Annotated in this window: 10 protein-coding genes; 7 read left to right on the top strand and 3 right to left on the bottom strand. The window is 57.3% G+C overall.

Annotated elements, in window-relative coordinates; translation table 11 throughout:
* The first annotated feature begins 138 nt into the window (after positions 1–138).
* Genes ccoG through ccoS form a run of 5 tightly spaced genes read left to right on the top strand, consistent with a single transcriptional unit; the run spans position 139 to position 5801 of the window.
* Positions 139–1575 carry a cytochrome c oxidase accessory protein CcoG gene (gene ccoG / locus Pla52o_RS15040; protein ID WP_146595426.1) on the top strand — a complete coding sequence of 479 codons (1437 nt, stop codon included), beginning with the start codon at positions 139–141 and terminating at the stop codon, positions 1573–1575.
* Positions 1572–2144 (top strand): FixH family protein, encoded by a 573-nt coding sequence (locus Pla52o_RS15035; protein WP_146595425.1) that lies wholly within the window; start codon positions 1572–1574, stop codon positions 2142–2144. Before ccoG ends, Pla52o_RS15035 begins: the two co-directional genes overlap by 4 nt.
* A 2-nt stretch (positions 2145–2146) precedes the next feature.
* On the top strand, positions 2147–3070 hold the full coding sequence (locus tag Pla52o_RS15030) for a sulfite exporter TauE/SafE family protein (RefSeq protein WP_146595424.1): 924 nt from the start codon (positions 2147–2149) through the stop codon (positions 3068–3070).
* Positions 3067–5616 carry a heavy metal translocating P-type ATPase gene (locus tag Pla52o_RS15025; RefSeq protein WP_146595423.1) on the top strand — a complete coding sequence of 850 codons (2550 nt, stop codon included), beginning with the start codon at positions 3067–3069 and terminating at the stop codon, positions 5614–5616. The genes Pla52o_RS15030 and Pla52o_RS15025 overlap by 4 nt, the downstream gene beginning before the upstream one ends.
* Positions 5613–5801 (top strand): cbb3-type cytochrome oxidase assembly protein CcoS, encoded by a 189-nt coding sequence (gene ccoS, locus Pla52o_RS15020; protein ID WP_146595422.1) that lies wholly within the window; start codon positions 5613–5615, stop codon positions 5799–5801. The genes Pla52o_RS15025 and ccoS overlap by 4 nt, the downstream gene beginning before the upstream one ends.
* Positions 5802–5987: 186 nt before the next feature.
* On the opposite strand, the gene Pla52o_RS15015 is transcribed toward ccoS, so the two are convergent.
* Together Pla52o_RS15015 and Pla52o_RS15010 are read right to left on the bottom strand one after the other, a co-directional pair.
* Positions 5988–7406 carry an autotransporter domain-containing protein gene (locus tag Pla52o_RS15015; RefSeq protein WP_146595421.1) on the bottom strand — a complete coding sequence of 473 codons (1419 nt, stop codon included), beginning with the start codon at positions 7404–7406 and terminating at the stop codon, positions 5988–5990.
* A gap of 289 nt (positions 7407–7695) precedes the next feature.
* Positions 7696–9030 (bottom strand): hypothetical protein, encoded by a 1335-nt coding sequence (locus Pla52o_RS15010; RefSeq protein WP_146595420.1) that lies wholly within the window; start codon positions 9028–9030, stop codon positions 7696–7698.
* A 120-nt stretch (positions 9031–9150) separates the two neighbouring features.
* Here Pla52o_RS15010 and Pla52o_RS15005 point away from each other — a divergent pair, with 120 nt between their 5' ends.
* Both Pla52o_RS15005 and Pla52o_RS15000 read left to right on the top strand, forming a co-directional pair.
* The gene (locus Pla52o_RS15005) at positions 9151–11475 is read left to right on the top strand and encodes an efflux RND transporter permease subunit (RefSeq protein WP_146595419.1); all 2325 of its coding nucleotides are present in this window, start codon (positions 9151–9153) and stop codon (positions 11473–11475) included.
* 101 nt (positions 11476–11576) lie between these two features.
* Positions 11577–13619, top strand: coding sequence for a sigma-70 family RNA polymerase sigma factor (locus Pla52o_RS15000; RefSeq protein WP_146595418.1), 2043 nt, complete (start codon positions 11577–11579; stop codon positions 13617–13619).
* A 42-nt stretch (positions 13620–13661) separates the two neighbouring features.
* Here the strand turns inward: Pla52o_RS15000 and Pla52o_RS14995 are convergent, their stop codons facing one another.
* A complete protein-coding gene (locus Pla52o_RS14995; RefSeq protein ID WP_146595417.1) occupies positions 13662–14876 on the bottom strand; it encodes a sensor domain-containing diguanylate cyclase in 1215 nt (404 codons plus the stop codon).
* Between the last annotated feature and the right edge of the window lie 292 nt (positions 14877–15168).

Here is a 15168-nt window from a genome sequence, read left to right as displayed (position 1 = left end):
CCGGAATATCCGCGTGCTTCGGAGAACCAGGATCGCTCTGAAAAGCGAATCGATCCCCTACGTATTTATTCCCACTGAACTTCACCCCGTACGAGAAAAGTTTAACGAGACTCCGCTTCTGATTAAGGAGGCGTCAATATGAATGATGCAAGAGAGTTGCCTGTGATCTCAGGTGACCCGACGACCGAACACCGTTCCATGCTCGGGGCACCCGAGCATGTGCTTAGTACCCTTGAGCAGGATGGTTCGCGGCGCTGGCTGCGACCGCACTTATCCAAAGGGTTTTGGTGGAAGTATCGCCGCTGGATTGCCTACGGTTTGATTGCATTTTTCGTCGTGTTGCCGCACCTTCGTTTCGCGGGTCTGCCGCCCATTTTATTGGACGTGCCGGCGCGGAGGTTCATTTTCCTCGGACACGTCTTTTTGCCAACGGACACCTTGTTGTTGGCGTTCGTGATGCTCGGCGTGTTTTTGACCATTGTTCTCGCCACCGCGTTGACGGGGCGGATTTGGTGCGGTTGGGCGTGTCCGCAAACGGTCTACATGGAGTATCTGTTTCGCCCGATCGACCGTTTGTTCGAAGGCACCGTAGGCAAAGGGGGGAACCCGAAGCAACCGATCGAAGGCTGGCGTCGGTTCGTCCGCTGGGCCATCTATCTGGTCTTGTGCATGCTGCTAGCGCACACGTTTTTGGCCTACTTCGTGGGCACCGATCGATTGGCTCAATGGATGCAAAGCTCGCCGTTGGAGCAACCTGCAGCATTCATGATCATGGGAGCGACCACAGGGTTGATGCTGTTCGACTTCCTGTTTTTTCGCGAGCAAATGTGTGTGATCGCTTGTCCGTATGGCCGCTTCCAATCGGTCATGCTCGACCGCCAAAGCTTGATCGTCGCCTACGACCCCAAGCGGGGCGAGCCACGCAAGAAGGGAAAGCATGTGCCCGATGATGGAGCGGGCGATTGCGTGGATTGTTCCCAATGCGTGCGAGTTTGCCCGACCGGGATCGACATTCGCGATGGTTTGCAGATGGAGTGCATTAATTGCACCCAATGTATCGATGCCTGTGACGATGTGATGACCAAGGTCGGCAAGCCAACCGGCTTGATTCGATATAGTTCTCAAGACGCGTTGGAAGGGAAAGTACGCAAGTTCTTTCGCTTCCGCACGGTGGCCTACCCCGCATTATTGCTGGCCGTGGGGATCGGTTTCCTTGCCGTGTTGTCGACGAAATACGCCTTCGACGCGCGTTTGATTCGAGGCAATGGCAATCCTTTTCATCGACACACTAGCGGTAGCATCAGCAACCAATTTCGACTGAGGTTAGTCAATCGCACCTCGGATCAACGAGAATACACGATCGAGGTCGTGAAGCCCGAGTCGGCTCTCGTTCGCAAAACGAATGACGATCCTCCAAAACTCGAGAGCAACGCGACGCAACTCGTGCCGGTGGTGATCGAGGTGCCTGGGAAAGCTTTTGGGCCCACAGGAAATGTCGATGCCGAGTTGAAGGTTTCTGATGATGCCGGCAATGAACGTATTTTAAAAATGCAATTACTGGGGCCACGCCGATGACCAAACACGCTACCACCACTGCCACCGCGAACGCACCCACGGCGGTTGAGTTCGACCGGATCGCCAATCGCAATGCCGCCATTCGTTGGGGAGGCTTTGTCGTCGGGATGCTGTCGTTTCAAGTCGCGATCGGGGTGATCGCGGTCATGTTGGCGACGGGAGATCCGTCGGTGGCCGTCGTGCCCGATTACTACCAAAAATCGCTCGCTTGGGATGACCAACGAGAATCCGAAAGCGTTTCTCGCCAACTCGGTTGGACGCTGACGTTGGTACCGATCGCCGCTCCGCAAGGTGCTAGTCTGCAGGCTTTCTTGAAGAACGTGGATGGCGAGCCCGTGCAGATTCAATCGGGAACCCTGCGTTTGTTTCACCATGCTCGCGGAGCGGATGTTCAAACCTTTTCCCTCGAGCCCAACGCGCAGGGATTGGTCGTGCTCGAGGGCTGTTTCTCGGTCGATGGATTGTGGCAAGTCGAAATCGATGTGCGCAATGATCGAGAAGAGCGTTTCGTCGATTCTCAAGATGTGTTCGTGAATCAAACTCAGCGAAACCTGGCGAGAGGAAGTTAATCGTGTTGACGCTTGGAATCGCAGTCTTGGTGGCGAGTTTGCTGGGCAGTTTGCACTGTGTGGGCATGTGCGGCCCGTTGGCGCTGTGGGTCACCGGAGGCGGGTCGAGCCGAACCACCGTGGCCGCGTATCATCTCGGCCGCTTGACTACGTATTGGATCGCCGGTGCCGTCGCGGGCGTTTTGGGAGCTGCCGTTTCGTTGGGTGGCGACATGGTCGGATTTCAATCCGCTGCAGCCAAGGTCGCGGGAACCCTGCTGATTTTGGTCGGTGTTTTTCGGCTGGCAAAATTGCATCCACGCTTCAATCGTCCGCTTCTGCAATCGGGATCCGGTTCGGGATCCTTTACCGTCGCTGCGGTTTTGAAGCGATTTAAGCCGTTGTTGGACCGGCAAACCGCGGTTTCAAAAGCGTACCTCGGTGGCTTGATCACCACGTGGTTGCCCTGTGGTTGGTTGTATCTGTTTGTGCTGGTCGCGGCAGGCACCGGGGGGGCGTTGCCGGCGATGGTGGTGATGTTTGCGTTTTGGATTGGGACGCTTCCGGCGCTCACCGCGATGCTGGTCGGAGTTCGATCGCTGACCCCGAAAATGCGTGGCGTCCTTCCAATCGTGGCCAGTCTGTTTTTGATTGTCACGGGACTTTATACCGTCACCGGACGCGCCGCGGTGGATGTTTCGAGCTTGGTTGCGCCCCAGCTTGGCGCGGAGATCACCGCCACGTCGCTGGTCGATTTAAAAGACAAGCCCCTGCCCTGTTGTAGCCCCCAGGCGTCCCCGGATGAGCAGGCGTCGCCGGGTGAATCCGCGGTATGCGCGTGCTGTGCGAGCGAGGATGAAACGCCAGTTGTGCCCGCCGAGCGTTCCGAGCCCGTCGTTCATTCCACAGCGGAGATTTCCGCGGTGACGCGAGGCGATGATCCATGAACTCGGCAACCTCGCCACCGCAAACGGGATCACCACCGCAAACGGGATCAAACGTAGAGTGCGTCCACTGTGGATTGCCTTCGCCGCGACCACTCGATGAGTCCGAGCCTGCGTTCTGCTGCAATGGTTGCCGTGGTGCGTGGGAGTTGATTCACGGTTGGGGACTCGAGGATTACTATGCGCTGCGTGACTGTGCTCCGTCGGAGACGTTGGCCAATCGCAGTCGCGATTGCTTTGACGATCTTGACGACCCCAAGTTGTTGCTGCCGTCGGTGGTCAAAAAGGTGCTTGGCCCAGGCGGGATTGAGTTGGCTCGCGTTCGTTTGTCGCTCAGCGGGTTGCACTGTGCGGCATGTGCATGGTTGATTGAGCAAGCACCAAGCCGTGTCACCGGATGGTATTCGGCCACGGTGCAAATGCACTCTCGATCGGTTGAGTTGGTTTATGACCCGGCGATTGTGCGTTTGAGCCAACTCGGGCGATGGTTGAAAACGATGGGTTATGTCGCGTCGCCGCTGGATGCGTGCAAAGAGCAAGATGCATCCAACGCCGAGAGTCGACAATTGCTGGTGGATGTGGCCATCGCAGGTTTCTGTGCGATGAACGCGATGTGGATCGCCATCGCGCTGTATGCCGGAGCATTTACGGGGATCGAGGATTCGCAGCGTCATTTGCTACGTATGGCCGGCGTCGGATTGGGCGTTGCCGCCGTGGTGTTTCCCGGACGGATGTTTTTGCGTGGCGCGGTGGCTTCGATTCGCTTACGCGTGCCGCACATGGACTTGCCCGTCGCGTTGGGGTTGTCCGTGGGGGCGATCGCCAGCGTTTACGGTTTGTTGGTGTCTGGTTCGGAAGTTTACTTCGACTCAATCGCAACCTTGGTCTTTTTCTTGCTCGTAGGACGCTGGGTGCAACTGCGTCAACAACATCACGCCGGCCGCGCGATAGCGGGCTTGTTGAATCTGACTCCCAGTGCGGCAACTCGGGTGGAAGCCGATGCGACGTTGTCGCGAGTTCCGGCATCGGAATTGAAGCTGGGCGACATCGTTCAAATTGGCCCCGGAGAGAGCATTCCGGTCGACGGGATTGTCGTGGTGGGCCAATCCAAAATCGATCGATCGCTGTTGACTGGGGAAAGTCGGCCGGTGGCGATTGCGGTGGGAGCCGCCGTCGAAGCGGGCACGGAGAACATCGAATCGATCATTCAAATCGAAACCACGGCGATCGGGGAAACGACCCGTCTGGGGCGGCTCTCGCAATCGGTGGTCGAGGCGGCGGCGAGCAAAACACCGATTGTTCAGCTCGCCAACCGTATCGGAGGATGGTTCGTCATTGTGGTGCTTGCGCTTGCGTTCGTAACGGTGGCCGCGTGGTGGCGCGTCGATCCGGCGCTGGCGATCGATCACAGCGTCGCCCTACTTATTGTTGCCTGTCCCTGTGCACTCGCGCTGGCGACACCGCTCGCTATCGCCGTCGCGGTCGGGAGACTCGCTGAGCGACGAATTTTGGTGCGTTCGGGTGAATCGCTCGAACGGTTTTCAAAACCGGGGACGATCTTCTTTGATAAAACCGGGACGCTCACCCGAGGGCGAATGCAAGTCACGCATTGGTTTGGTGAGCCCGAGGTGCTTCGGAACGTCCAAGCGATCGAGGCGACGGTGGGACACCCGATCGCTCGAGCCATCGTCGATTACAAACACAGCCGTGCGGACGAATTTAATCTCGTAACCGACGTGCAAAACCGTGTCGGGATAGGGGTCGAAGGGACCGTTCAGGGACGACGCTATGCGATCGGAAGCTTGAAGCTGGTTGACCCTTTGCAGCGCCCGTTGAGCTCGGTCGCTCAAACGCAGGTTGAGACAATTTTAAGTTTTGGGTCGACGCCGATCCTGGTGATTGTGGACGATCATGTCGAAGCGGTCTTGGGGGTCAGTGATCCCATTCGCGAAGAGGCAAAAGAGGTCATTCGCCAATTGCAAGCGAGCGGCTGGAAGGTGGCCATGTTATCGGGGGATCACGATTCGATCGCCCACCGCGTCGCCCACCTATTGGGGATCACGCCGGATTTGACGTGGGGTGATCAATCTCCTGAGCAAAAATTAGCAGCGATCGAGCACTCCAAGCGAGACGGACGCGTCGTGGTGATGGTCGGCGATGGTGTCAATGACGCAGCGGCTTTGGCGGCTGCGGACGTTGGCGTCGCCTTGCGAGGTGGCGCCAATGCGAGTCTTGCCGCAGCACCGATTTTGATCGGCAACAGTCGCTTGGAGGGCATCGTCACCTTGACGCAAAGCGCCAAGCGAACCGCTCGCTCGATCAAACAGAATTTCGCGATTTCGATTAGCTACAATGCGATTGCAGCCGTGTTGGCGATGACCGGAATCATCAGCCCCTTGATCGCGGCGATTCTGATGCCATTGAGTTCGTTGACGGTGTTGACGATGACGTTGGCCACGCCGGTGGTCGATGCCACGATGCCCGCGCCGGAGGATCAAAGCGAATCGTTGGCCATGAATTCCCATGAACCCGAGGAATCATTCGCATGAGTGTTTTAACGATCGCGTTACCGATCGCGTTGGCGCTCGGTGCTTCGGCGCTGGTGGCATGCGTGTGGTCGATCCGGCAAGGACAATTCGACGACCTCGACTCCGCTTCGGTGCGTATCTTGGTGGACGAGAAACCGCTCGGCCCGCCTCATCGCGAAGACGCTAAAGAAGATCGCCAAAAATAGCGTTTCTCGCCTAACTCAAATCTCGCGTTCGTGTCTCTCGTCGTGACGGCGAGCGGCGTTAGAGATCCGCATTGAAGATCGGCGCGGCGATGGTTTTGGGTGGGCGTCCGGTTCAAGCCGTAGCGACGTTCACCAGAACGTGGCCCACCGTCGCGCGACGGTAGCTGCACGAAAGGTAAAAATGCGTTAGCGAGTCCATATCACGGTGAAGCTGCCCGTATGGAATGCTTGTCGCTCGTTCACCTGCAGGTCGTAGTTCGCACCGACCGACATGTGATGAGATCGGTAGGCGTTACCGCCGAAGCCCACGAGGGCCCAATCGCGTCCTAGGTCGAGACCGTTGACGGCAAAGCTGGTGCCGTTGAGGGTCCCTGTGACCGTGGTCGAAGGATCAAGGAACTCGTGCATCCAGTGAGCACGAGTGGTCGGTTCCCAGTACCACGCCGACTGCATCAGCTTCCGTTGCGATCCGTAGAAATGAGCGCCCAGGGCGCTGCGAAATGAATACGCGTCGATGTCATCGACCGCGGCGCCGCCCGTCCCCGACTCGGTGAAGTCCTCTTGATGCACCCAAATGTGTTGCAACGAGCTAGTGGGTTGAATCGTCAATGATCGCCATGTGCGAGTCCAACCGCGTTCCAAAAAGACGCCTGTTTGTACGCCGCCGAAGTCACCTTCGATGCCACCCGAACGCGATGTTTCGTGATCGTTGTAGCCGGCGTTTCCGGCTAAGATGTAGTAGTTGCCTTGGTCGTCTTGTCGGTGCAGGAATGCTCCGGCTAGTACACCGTCAATGTCCGCACGAGCACCGTCATCCGAACGAATGGCTTGGTGGCCGTAGTTGCCAAAGACGCCGTACAACGTATGCGGATCGACTTGTCGGAACACTCCGAATTGGGTGCCTCCGGCGGCATAATCGAAACCGGCGGATAAGCCATGCCCGTCCGCTTGTCCCCCGATGCCGTAGCCTTCGATCCAACCACTCCACTTGCCGTTGGTTCGGAAGCCGCGCGTTTGTCGTGACGCATCCCCTGCGTATCCGGATTGCCCTGCGGGCGCTAGCATCTCGGCGTCGACGTAGCTGACCAACTGCAAGTCATTCGTCCTCGACGGGGCATCCAAGGCGACGAATTGGATGCCGCCAGTGTTCGATTCGCCAGCGGCGTTGACGATATTGTGAATTTGATTTCGCAACATTTGAAATTGGAAACCACCGGTCTGAATCGAAACTTGCGAGGTATTGCCTAGCAGATTCGCTAAGGATGATTCGCCGGAAACCGCCCCTGGGGTCGGCGAGGGGTCGGGTGTCCGCAACACCAAGTGCAGTGTCGACTCTTTTGTAACGTTGTAGTCCGAGAGCGTGCGACCGTCTTCGAGTTGCTTGCCAGCGAAAATGAGTCGTTGTTGATCCGCGGGGATGCCCGATCTGTCTTGGACCTTCTGCTTCACGTTGTCGATGCTGTCCGAAGGTTCGACATCGATCGTGACCGTTTTTCCAGCCAGCGTCTTGACGAAGATCTGCATCGCCGAGGCTTCCGCAGCCATGGTTGCGCCGACAAAGAAAAGCAATCCAATGAAAAAGGATCGGGTGAGTTGATTGCTCATTCGTACGCGCAGGCTAGATATTGCCGAAGAAAAGGTTTGCCGGAGGAAAAGTGCACACACAAACGAGATGTGCCCCGCTGAGAAGTTCATTCGGAGCGGTAACAACGTCAGTTCAAGCGATTTTGTTCCAACGCTTGTAAGCCGAATGATCGATTCAACCGGCACTCTCCAGCGGTGCACTTAGATGCCCCGGCGCATGGGAGCAGCAAGATCCACGACGGAAATTAGGTCGATTCTTGGTTCGACGTCCCGGGCTTTCGACGACACAACCACTTGTTCGCTCGCAACATCACTCCGCGTCGGGGCGACGCAAGGCCGCGGCGGCGACCACAGCGAGTGACGGGATCGCGGGCGATCGCATGCGTAGGTTGCTCCAGTAGATCGTATGGACGGCGGACAACGTTAACACCAACGCCCCGATCGCCCACCACCCAGGCCCGAGGATGCTGCGCCCCAACCGCACGCAGCCGAGGATCACCGCGATCGAGAAGACTCCGTAATAAACGGTCACCAGGATGATCGGCGGCCATGATCGCCCAGGGACATGATGGGGCATCGGACTCCAAAGTCGCGCCAAACGCACGACGCAGGACCAGACGAACATTGCCGGTTGGCGGGCAATCGTCGCTTTCGCTGCGTGGTAAGCGAGTTGATCGTCTTCGTGTTCGCTCAAAACGCGGGCGGGCAAGGCCGCGTGCTCCGGTCGCGACCAATCGGTTTGCCAAAATGCCGCGGTGTTGGGATCCCCTTGGAAACGATGCTCGTAGGCTTCTAGAAACGGTTCAGCGTCCCAGGCTTCCCCGAATTTGCCGTTGCGCAGGTAATCGTAAAACGAAGGATTATTTGCCAGCAAAAGGGTGTACCCCCCGTGACTGGTGCCCCACACCGGATGGCCGATCGCGTTAAGGTTCCGCAGCGTCCAAAATCCGACGGCTAGCGCGATCACGGAGGCGGTCGCAACGGTGACCGCGATGCGTTCCTTCCAACGGCCTTGGATACCGAGCAAGATTGCCGGTAGCAACAGGGCCGCCCATGCTAGAAACGTCGGCCGGCAATAGTAGGCCAAGCCGAGCAGGCCGCCAAAAATCAGCCCTTTTGTCAGGTTCGGTGAGACCGTTAACCGACTGACCCAATACCAAACCAGCAGAGTGGCGGTAGCGGTGGCAATCGTTTCGGTCATCACCAACGTCGATTGCTGCAGCAAGATCGGATCGATCAAGACGATCAAGGCGGCTAAAATACTGGCCCATCCGATCCGTCCCCGGTCGATCAATTGCGATGCGATCGATAAAGTGCACACCGTGGTTAGCACCCCAAGTGCGAGATGCAAAACCCCCACCAGTGAATGATGGAGGGTGTGGTTGGTGGTCAGCCAAGAGAGGAGATAGGGATACAGAGGGGGGCGAAAGGCCGTGGCCCGGGCAGTCGTGCCGATTGGGTGGACGTTGGTGTCGCTCGCCGCGGGCAATTCGTTTGCGGTGGGTAATCCGAAGGTCCCGGTTTCGGAAAGCGTTTCGGCGATCACACGGTAGGCGTCGGGATCCTGGGCGAATTGGTCGAGGTTGACCAGAATCACCGCGCCGCGAACGATCACCGCCAATACGATGATGACAACGAAGGTCATGCAACGATTTGAGCTGGGAAGCGTCCGGGTGGGCATGGTGAAACGAACCGTTGGATGACGAGAGTGCCGATTGGATGAAGCAATGTTAACGAAGCCTAGCGTGAACTGCGAGCGAGCATCATGAACAAACCGACCAACGCAAAGGGAATGCCCGGGAAGACGGCTTCGTTATTGATTCGCTACCGAGTGATTTTATCGCTACTGGGTTTGGTCGTTTTGGTCGCCTCGGTTCCTTTTTCCAACCGGCTACAGCTGGATCGCAGTATCGCGGCAATGTTTGCGCAGCGCGACCCCACGTTGGTCGACTATAAAACGTTACAAGATTCCTTTGGTGGCAACGCGGTGGCCATGTTGGTTTATCGCGACCCGGATTTGATGTCGCGAGCAGGTTTGCAACGCAGTGAAGCGATCGCATCGCGTGTCATCGAGATCGAGGGCGTCGACGGCATTCTCTCGCCATCGACGCTCAATGCGGCGATTGAAAAAATACGTCCCGGTAATTTCTTTAGCAGCGCGTCCGATACTCCCGGGTTCATTCGCAAAAACGATGTCGTCGCGCGAGGCATCGAGCGATTGTTTTCCGGTTACACTCACTCGGATGATCATGCCTTAGCCGCGGTGGTCGCGATGTTGTCGCCCCAGCATCCTCGTGAGACGATTGAGTCGTTGCAAGAAATTGCATCCACCCTGCCCGATCATTTCGCTGCGATCGCTGAACCCGGGTTGGTGGTGGGTGAACCGGTGTTGATCCACGATGGTTTTGATTTGATTGAGCGTGATGGACGCAAATTAACGACGGTCACGCTGATCTTGTTGAGCATCGTTGTTCTGGTCACTCTGTTGGACCTGCGGTTCGTTGCCTTGACGGGGTTGGTGGTGGTTTGGTCGATCGTGGTGACCGAAGCGACCCTCGTACTGCTCGATTTGAATCAATCGTTGGTATCGACGATCATGCCGGCGATTATCACGGTGATCGCGGTCGCGGCCGTATTGCATTTGGGCGCCAAGTTTCAAGATGCACGAGCCAAGGGGCATGGCCGAACTGATGCGGTGGGTCGCGCGCTTTCGCTTTTGATCGTGCCGATCCTGTGGACTTGTTTGACCGACGCCGCCGGGTTTGCGGCGTTGGGCTTCTCGCGAATTCTTCCCGTGCGGCAATTCGGTGCGATGATTGCCATTGCCTCGATCGCGGTGTTTGTCGCCATTGTGTTGTTTGCGAGCGTGATCATGATGTTGCCGGAGTGGAGTTTCGGAGACGTACTTCATCGCTTGCAACGACGGATGACACGGTCGGTCCGCCGTCGATGCACCTTGGTCGCGTCGGCCTTCGTTTCCAATCGCAGGGGGGCGATCGCGTTGGCGCTCGTGCTGCTTTGTTTGTCGGTGGTGGGAACATGGCGAGCGAAACCTGAGACCAGTTTTCTGAACAATTTTCGCAGCGACAGCGCGATCGTGAAGGCTTACGATCAAGTGGAGCGAGATTTTGGCGGCGGCGGAGTTTGGGACGTGCTGTTGCCCGCACCCGAAGTGCTTTCCCGCGATTACCTCAAGCAAGTGCGTTCGCTGGAGCAATCACTCCGCCGCATCGATTCGGACGGTGCGAAGTTGACCAAGGTGTTGAGCATGGCGGATGCTGAATATGTGATCGGGCTGACACCGATTTTGAAATTCGCTCCCGCGGAGCTACGGATGTCAGGCATGCGGAGTACGATGCCCCAGTTTGTTGACGCGTTATTGAATGCCGCCGACACTTCGCCGCGTCGTTTGCGGATCATGATTCGCAGCCATGAACAGCTTCCGGCCGAAGCAAAAACACGGCTCATCGCGGAAGTCGAGCGGACCGTTCGCGAGCATACCACCAGCGAGGCTTGGCGAAACGCGTTGGGGGCCGAGCCAACCTCGCAGCCCAAAGTCACCGGGTACTATGTGATGATGTCGCGATTGGTTTCGCAATTGGTCGGGGACCAGTGGCGTTGTTTGGCGCTGGCCGGGGTGTTGGTTTGGCTATTGTTGTGGGTCGCCACACGATCGATCGGGCTTTCACTTGCCGCCCTGCTACCGAATTTGTTGCCTGCCTTTGTCGTGCTGGCGACGGTCGGATGGATCGGCGGGAAGATCAATATGGGGGCGGCGATGATTGCGGCGGTCTCGATCGGATTATCGATCGATGGATCGGTCCATTTGCTGGCGATCTACCGACGCTATCGCTCGCATGGGCATTCGCCCGAGCAAGCGGTCACTCACGCGGCGGGTAACGTCGGCGTTCCCATTTTGCTGGCAACATGTGCATTGGTCTTCGGATTTAGCATTCTGTCGACGAGCGAGTTCATTCCCACCGCCACCTTCGGCACGCTCGTCGCAGCGACGCTGCTGTTGGGAACGCTGGTCAATTTAACGCTGTTGCCAGCCTGTATCGCCGTGGTCGATCGCGGCAAATCACGCTAGCACACGAGGCTGGGGATTGGGAGCGTTTGCTTTGCTCGTGGAAAAATTTTGATTTTCCGCGCGCACCTCGCCCGCTTCGTCGCACTACAGTAATAGATGCCATGAATATTACTGAAGCAACGATCGAATTGAGCTCCGACGCAAGTCCAGCGATACACGATTTGGGCGGTATTTCCAACGCCGATCTACTCGATGCGTGGAACCAAGACCACGAGCCTGCAGCAATGGCGGTGCTGGTCAATCGCTATAGCGTGATGGTGTTGAGCGTTTGCCGGCGGCGGTGTCGATCGTACGCTGATGCGGACGACGCTTACCAGACGACGTTTTTATACTTAGCTCGCAACAGCATCAAAATTCGTCACCCCGAGCGACTCGCGGGATGGCTTCATCGTGTCGCCCAACGTGCTGCGGTGGCGGTATCTCAATCGTGCAAACGCGAAACCGAAACCATGGTCGAACCGATTGCCAACTGCGACGATCCGCTGGACCGTTTGACGCAGCGACACGAAGCGATCGTGTTGGACGAAGAATTGTCCGAGCTGCCCGAACATTACCGCGCCGCGATCGTGATGCATTTGTATGAAGGCACGACACTTGAATCACTCGCCGAATCATTGGGCACCACCGTGGGCTCGGTGCGAGGCCGATTGCAACGCGGCAAGAAACTGCTCGCCGATCGACTGCGGCGACGCGGCGTCGTTCCGGTGTTGGCGTTTGCCGCGGCCAATGCGTTGACCGTTTCCACCACGACGGCAGGCCAGGTAAGTGAACCGCTGATCGATTCGCTACAGCGCGGCGATCTTCCCGATTCCCCCGTCGACCCTCATCTTCTTGACTCCCTACTCTCGCAAGGAACCCGACTGATGCCATCTCTGTTTACGACCCTCGCCGGCTTGATCGTCGGTTCTGCCATCCTCGGCTTGATGATGGTCACGGGCTCGGCGGGCCAACCCCGCGAACAAGCGGAAACCATCACAATCCCCGGTCATCTGGCTCAGTTTGCTGGAGGAGGAGGTGGCGTTGGAGGTGGGAGTGGACTGGCGTTTACCACCGAACCGCGAGACAAGCCTACACAGAAACCGCTCGACAAAAAATTGGCGGGAGAGAAAACGGAGGCCAGCCATGGGGGTTCCCGCGGAACACGGACGATGTGGGCTGAGCAAACCGTGGTTCCAGATCCGGTCGGCGAGGTTGCCGAAGATGCACTGAGGGCGATGGAGCAGTCTTTTGAATTCAACGTTGACGTGACACTCGACGATCTGCCAACGGCCCTCGAGTCGATAACCGGTGTCCCCGTCATCATCGATGATCGCGGCGTCGCGTTTGCCGAACTACCGCAGGATGAAACGCGATTCAAACTCACCGCAAGGGAATTGCCGCTGAAAACCGCCCTGCGAAAGATGTTGCGCCCGCATGGGTTACGTTCCACGGTGGAAAATGACGGCATGGTGATCACGGCGGACACCGCGACATTGGTTCACAAAGGCATCGGCGTTTCACGCTGGATCAACGTCGACGAAGCCGCAGCGAAGAAAGTCGCCGAGGCGCTGCAGAGCTCTCAGGGGCACAGCTTTGTCGACACTCCACTGGACGAGGTGATGCAAAAGATATCCCATGACTTCCGTCTCCCCATCCTCATCGACCGCCGGGCTTTGGAAGAGCTTGGTTTGACAGCCGATACCCCGGTCAGATTGGAATTGAAGGACGTTCAACTCAAGACCGTTCTCGACATTATGCTTGCGGGGCTCGATCTGACCTATACGATCCAAGGTGATACGTTGATGGTTACGACCGTCGAGGCCGCAGAGGCACTACTGCTCACTCGAATCTATTGGCTCGAAGGAACCGGTGTCGCTGGGGATTCAAAGACGATTACCACTCTGATCCAATCCACGATCCGTCCCGACGCATGGGAAGCGTTGGGGGGGACTTCGACGATGGCACCGTTTCAATCGACGCGGCCGGCGCTACTGATTTCAACCACCTTTGAAGTGCATCAGCAAATCGAGTCGCTGCTGCAAACGCTGCGTGAATCGCACTTTGGTCCCGATCCGGTATTGGAATCGGTCGAGGTCCCGATGCCGATGTCGATGCAAGGCATGGGCGGCGGCATGGGCGGCATGGGAGGCGGCGGGATGTTTTGAGTGCAAAGCACGAACAGCGGATTTCAGTGAGCTCCGCCGGTGTCAAATGCAAACGTGATTTTCATCGGCGGGCGCCACCGATTTTGGCTCGGGGTCACCATACACTACCACTTGATTGCGACCTTGGTGCTTGGCGACGTACAACGCACAATCGGCTTGATTGATTAACGATTGAGCGTCCTCGGCACCCATTTGCAAGTGAGACACTCCGATGCTAACGCTGATTTGCAGTTCGGGTTGCTCTTCGAATCGTTGGTCGGCAACCCTTTGGCGAGCGACTTCTCCCGCCTGGGTTGCCTCTTTGAGGGTGACGCCAGGCATCACAATACAGAACTCTTCACCGCCGTAGCGACACACCACCGCTGGCTTTGAAAACGATTCGCGCAGAATGCGTGCAACGGCTTTGAGGACCTCGTCGCCGACGGGGTGACCGTAGGTGTCGTTGACCTGTTTAAAGTGGTCGTTATCCACCATCAAGCAGGCGAGCAAGGGTTGAACGCGATTGACCGTTTTCCAAAGCGCGTCGAATTGTTCAAGCAACGCTCGGCGATTGACACAACCGGTCAACGCATCTTGAGTCGCGAGCAATTGAAGTTCACGGTTCTTATTCGAAATTTCCTCTCGGCTATTGCGGAGCATTTGCAGTAGCTGTTCCACCTCGGCTCGATGTTCTTCGACGGCAGTGACATCGCGAAACGTTGCCAACACGCCCCCTGAATCAGCCTTGGTGGCCTCGATCGGTGAAGCGTTGATCGCCAGAAAACGATAGGAACCGTTGGGATGTTGGTAACGCATCAATTGGTCCACGAGTCGCGTTTGGGTATGCATCGCTCGTGTCCAAGGAAAATCCTCATGCGTCGCCGAGCGGCTGCAAACCCACTTCAGCGAATCGAGTTTTCGACCCACTAATTTCTCGGCCGACCGACCGACGGTGTCGCAAAAGGAGCGGTTCGCTAGTACGATGCGATTTGCCTCGTCGGTGATGACCAAACCTTCGGCGAGTGCGTCGAGCGATTGACGAACGCGGTCGGTCACGACTTGCGTGATCTCGAACGAGCCAAACAAGCGGACCACCAACAACGTGTAGGCGGCAACGCCCCCGACGATGAAGAAGGCGACCAATTGGAAAATCGCGCGCCCATTGTCGTGGATCGATGCAGGGATCAGCCCGAGGAACTTGCTTCCTAAAATTAGACTGATGCCAACGCAAACAATCGCGATCGCGATACGCAACGATGCGAAATAGATCCTTAACAAGCTCGTGCTCCAAAGTGAATGGCGTTCCCCATTTCGGAGAGTTCCCCCTGACGCGTTAGCAAATCGCGGCGAGGAATCGACAAAATGGGGCCACGTCTAAGTCTGAACTGGGCTGCAGGGGGCGTGGAAGTGGAATCCGGCAAAGAGTGCAAATGAAGTTATGATGGGGGGGCAGTAGTTCGGGGATGTGCGGATTTTAGGGGCGTAGCGGATGCAGCGGACCGCCGCGCGTCGCCGCGTTACCTGCGACGGCGACCCAGGCAAACGAATTGGATTTTGAAGGGTCCATTTC

Origin of the sequence: Novipirellula galeiformis (assembly GCF_007860095.1) — a bacterium.
In the GTDB taxonomy this organism is placed as follows: domain Bacteria; phylum Planctomycetota; class Planctomycetia; order Pirellulales; family Pirellulaceae; genus Novipirellula; species Novipirellula galeiformis.
The sequence above is the reverse complement of the archived record's forward strand: the minus strand, read 5'-3'. Positions and strand labels throughout refer to the sequence as shown.

Bases quoted from the DNA above. Each gene is read 5' to 3' on its own strand.
- ccoG (WP_146595426.1), top strand. From the start codon at position 139: ATGAATGATGCAAGAGAGTTGCCTGTGATCTCAGGTGACCCGACGACC.
- Pla52o_RS15035 (WP_146595425.1), top strand. From the start codon at position 1,572: ATGACCAAACACGCTACCACCACTGCCACCGCGAACGCACCCACGGCG.
- Pla52o_RS15025 (WP_146595423.1), top strand. From the start codon at position 3,067: ATGAACTCGGCAACCTCGCCACCGCAAACGGGATCACCACCGCAAACG.
- ccoS (WP_146595422.1), top strand. From the start codon at position 5,613: ATGAGTGTTTTAACGATCGCGTTACCGATCGCGTTGGCGCTCGGTGCT.
- Pla52o_RS15015 (WP_146595421.1), bottom strand. From the start codon at position 7,406: ATGAGCAATCAACTCACCCGATCCTTTTTCATTGGATTGCTTTTCTTT.
- Pla52o_RS15010 (WP_146595420.1), bottom strand. From the start codon at position 9,030: ATGACCTTCGTTGTCATCATCGTATTGGCGGTGATCGTTCGCGGCGCG.
- Pla52o_RS15005 (WP_146595419.1), top strand. From the start codon at position 9,151: ATGAACAAACCGACCAACGCAAAGGGAATGCCCGGGAAGACGGCTTCG.
- Pla52o_RS15000 (WP_146595418.1), top strand. From the start codon at position 11,577: ATGAATATTACTGAAGCAACGATCGAATTGAGCTCCGACGCAAGTCCA.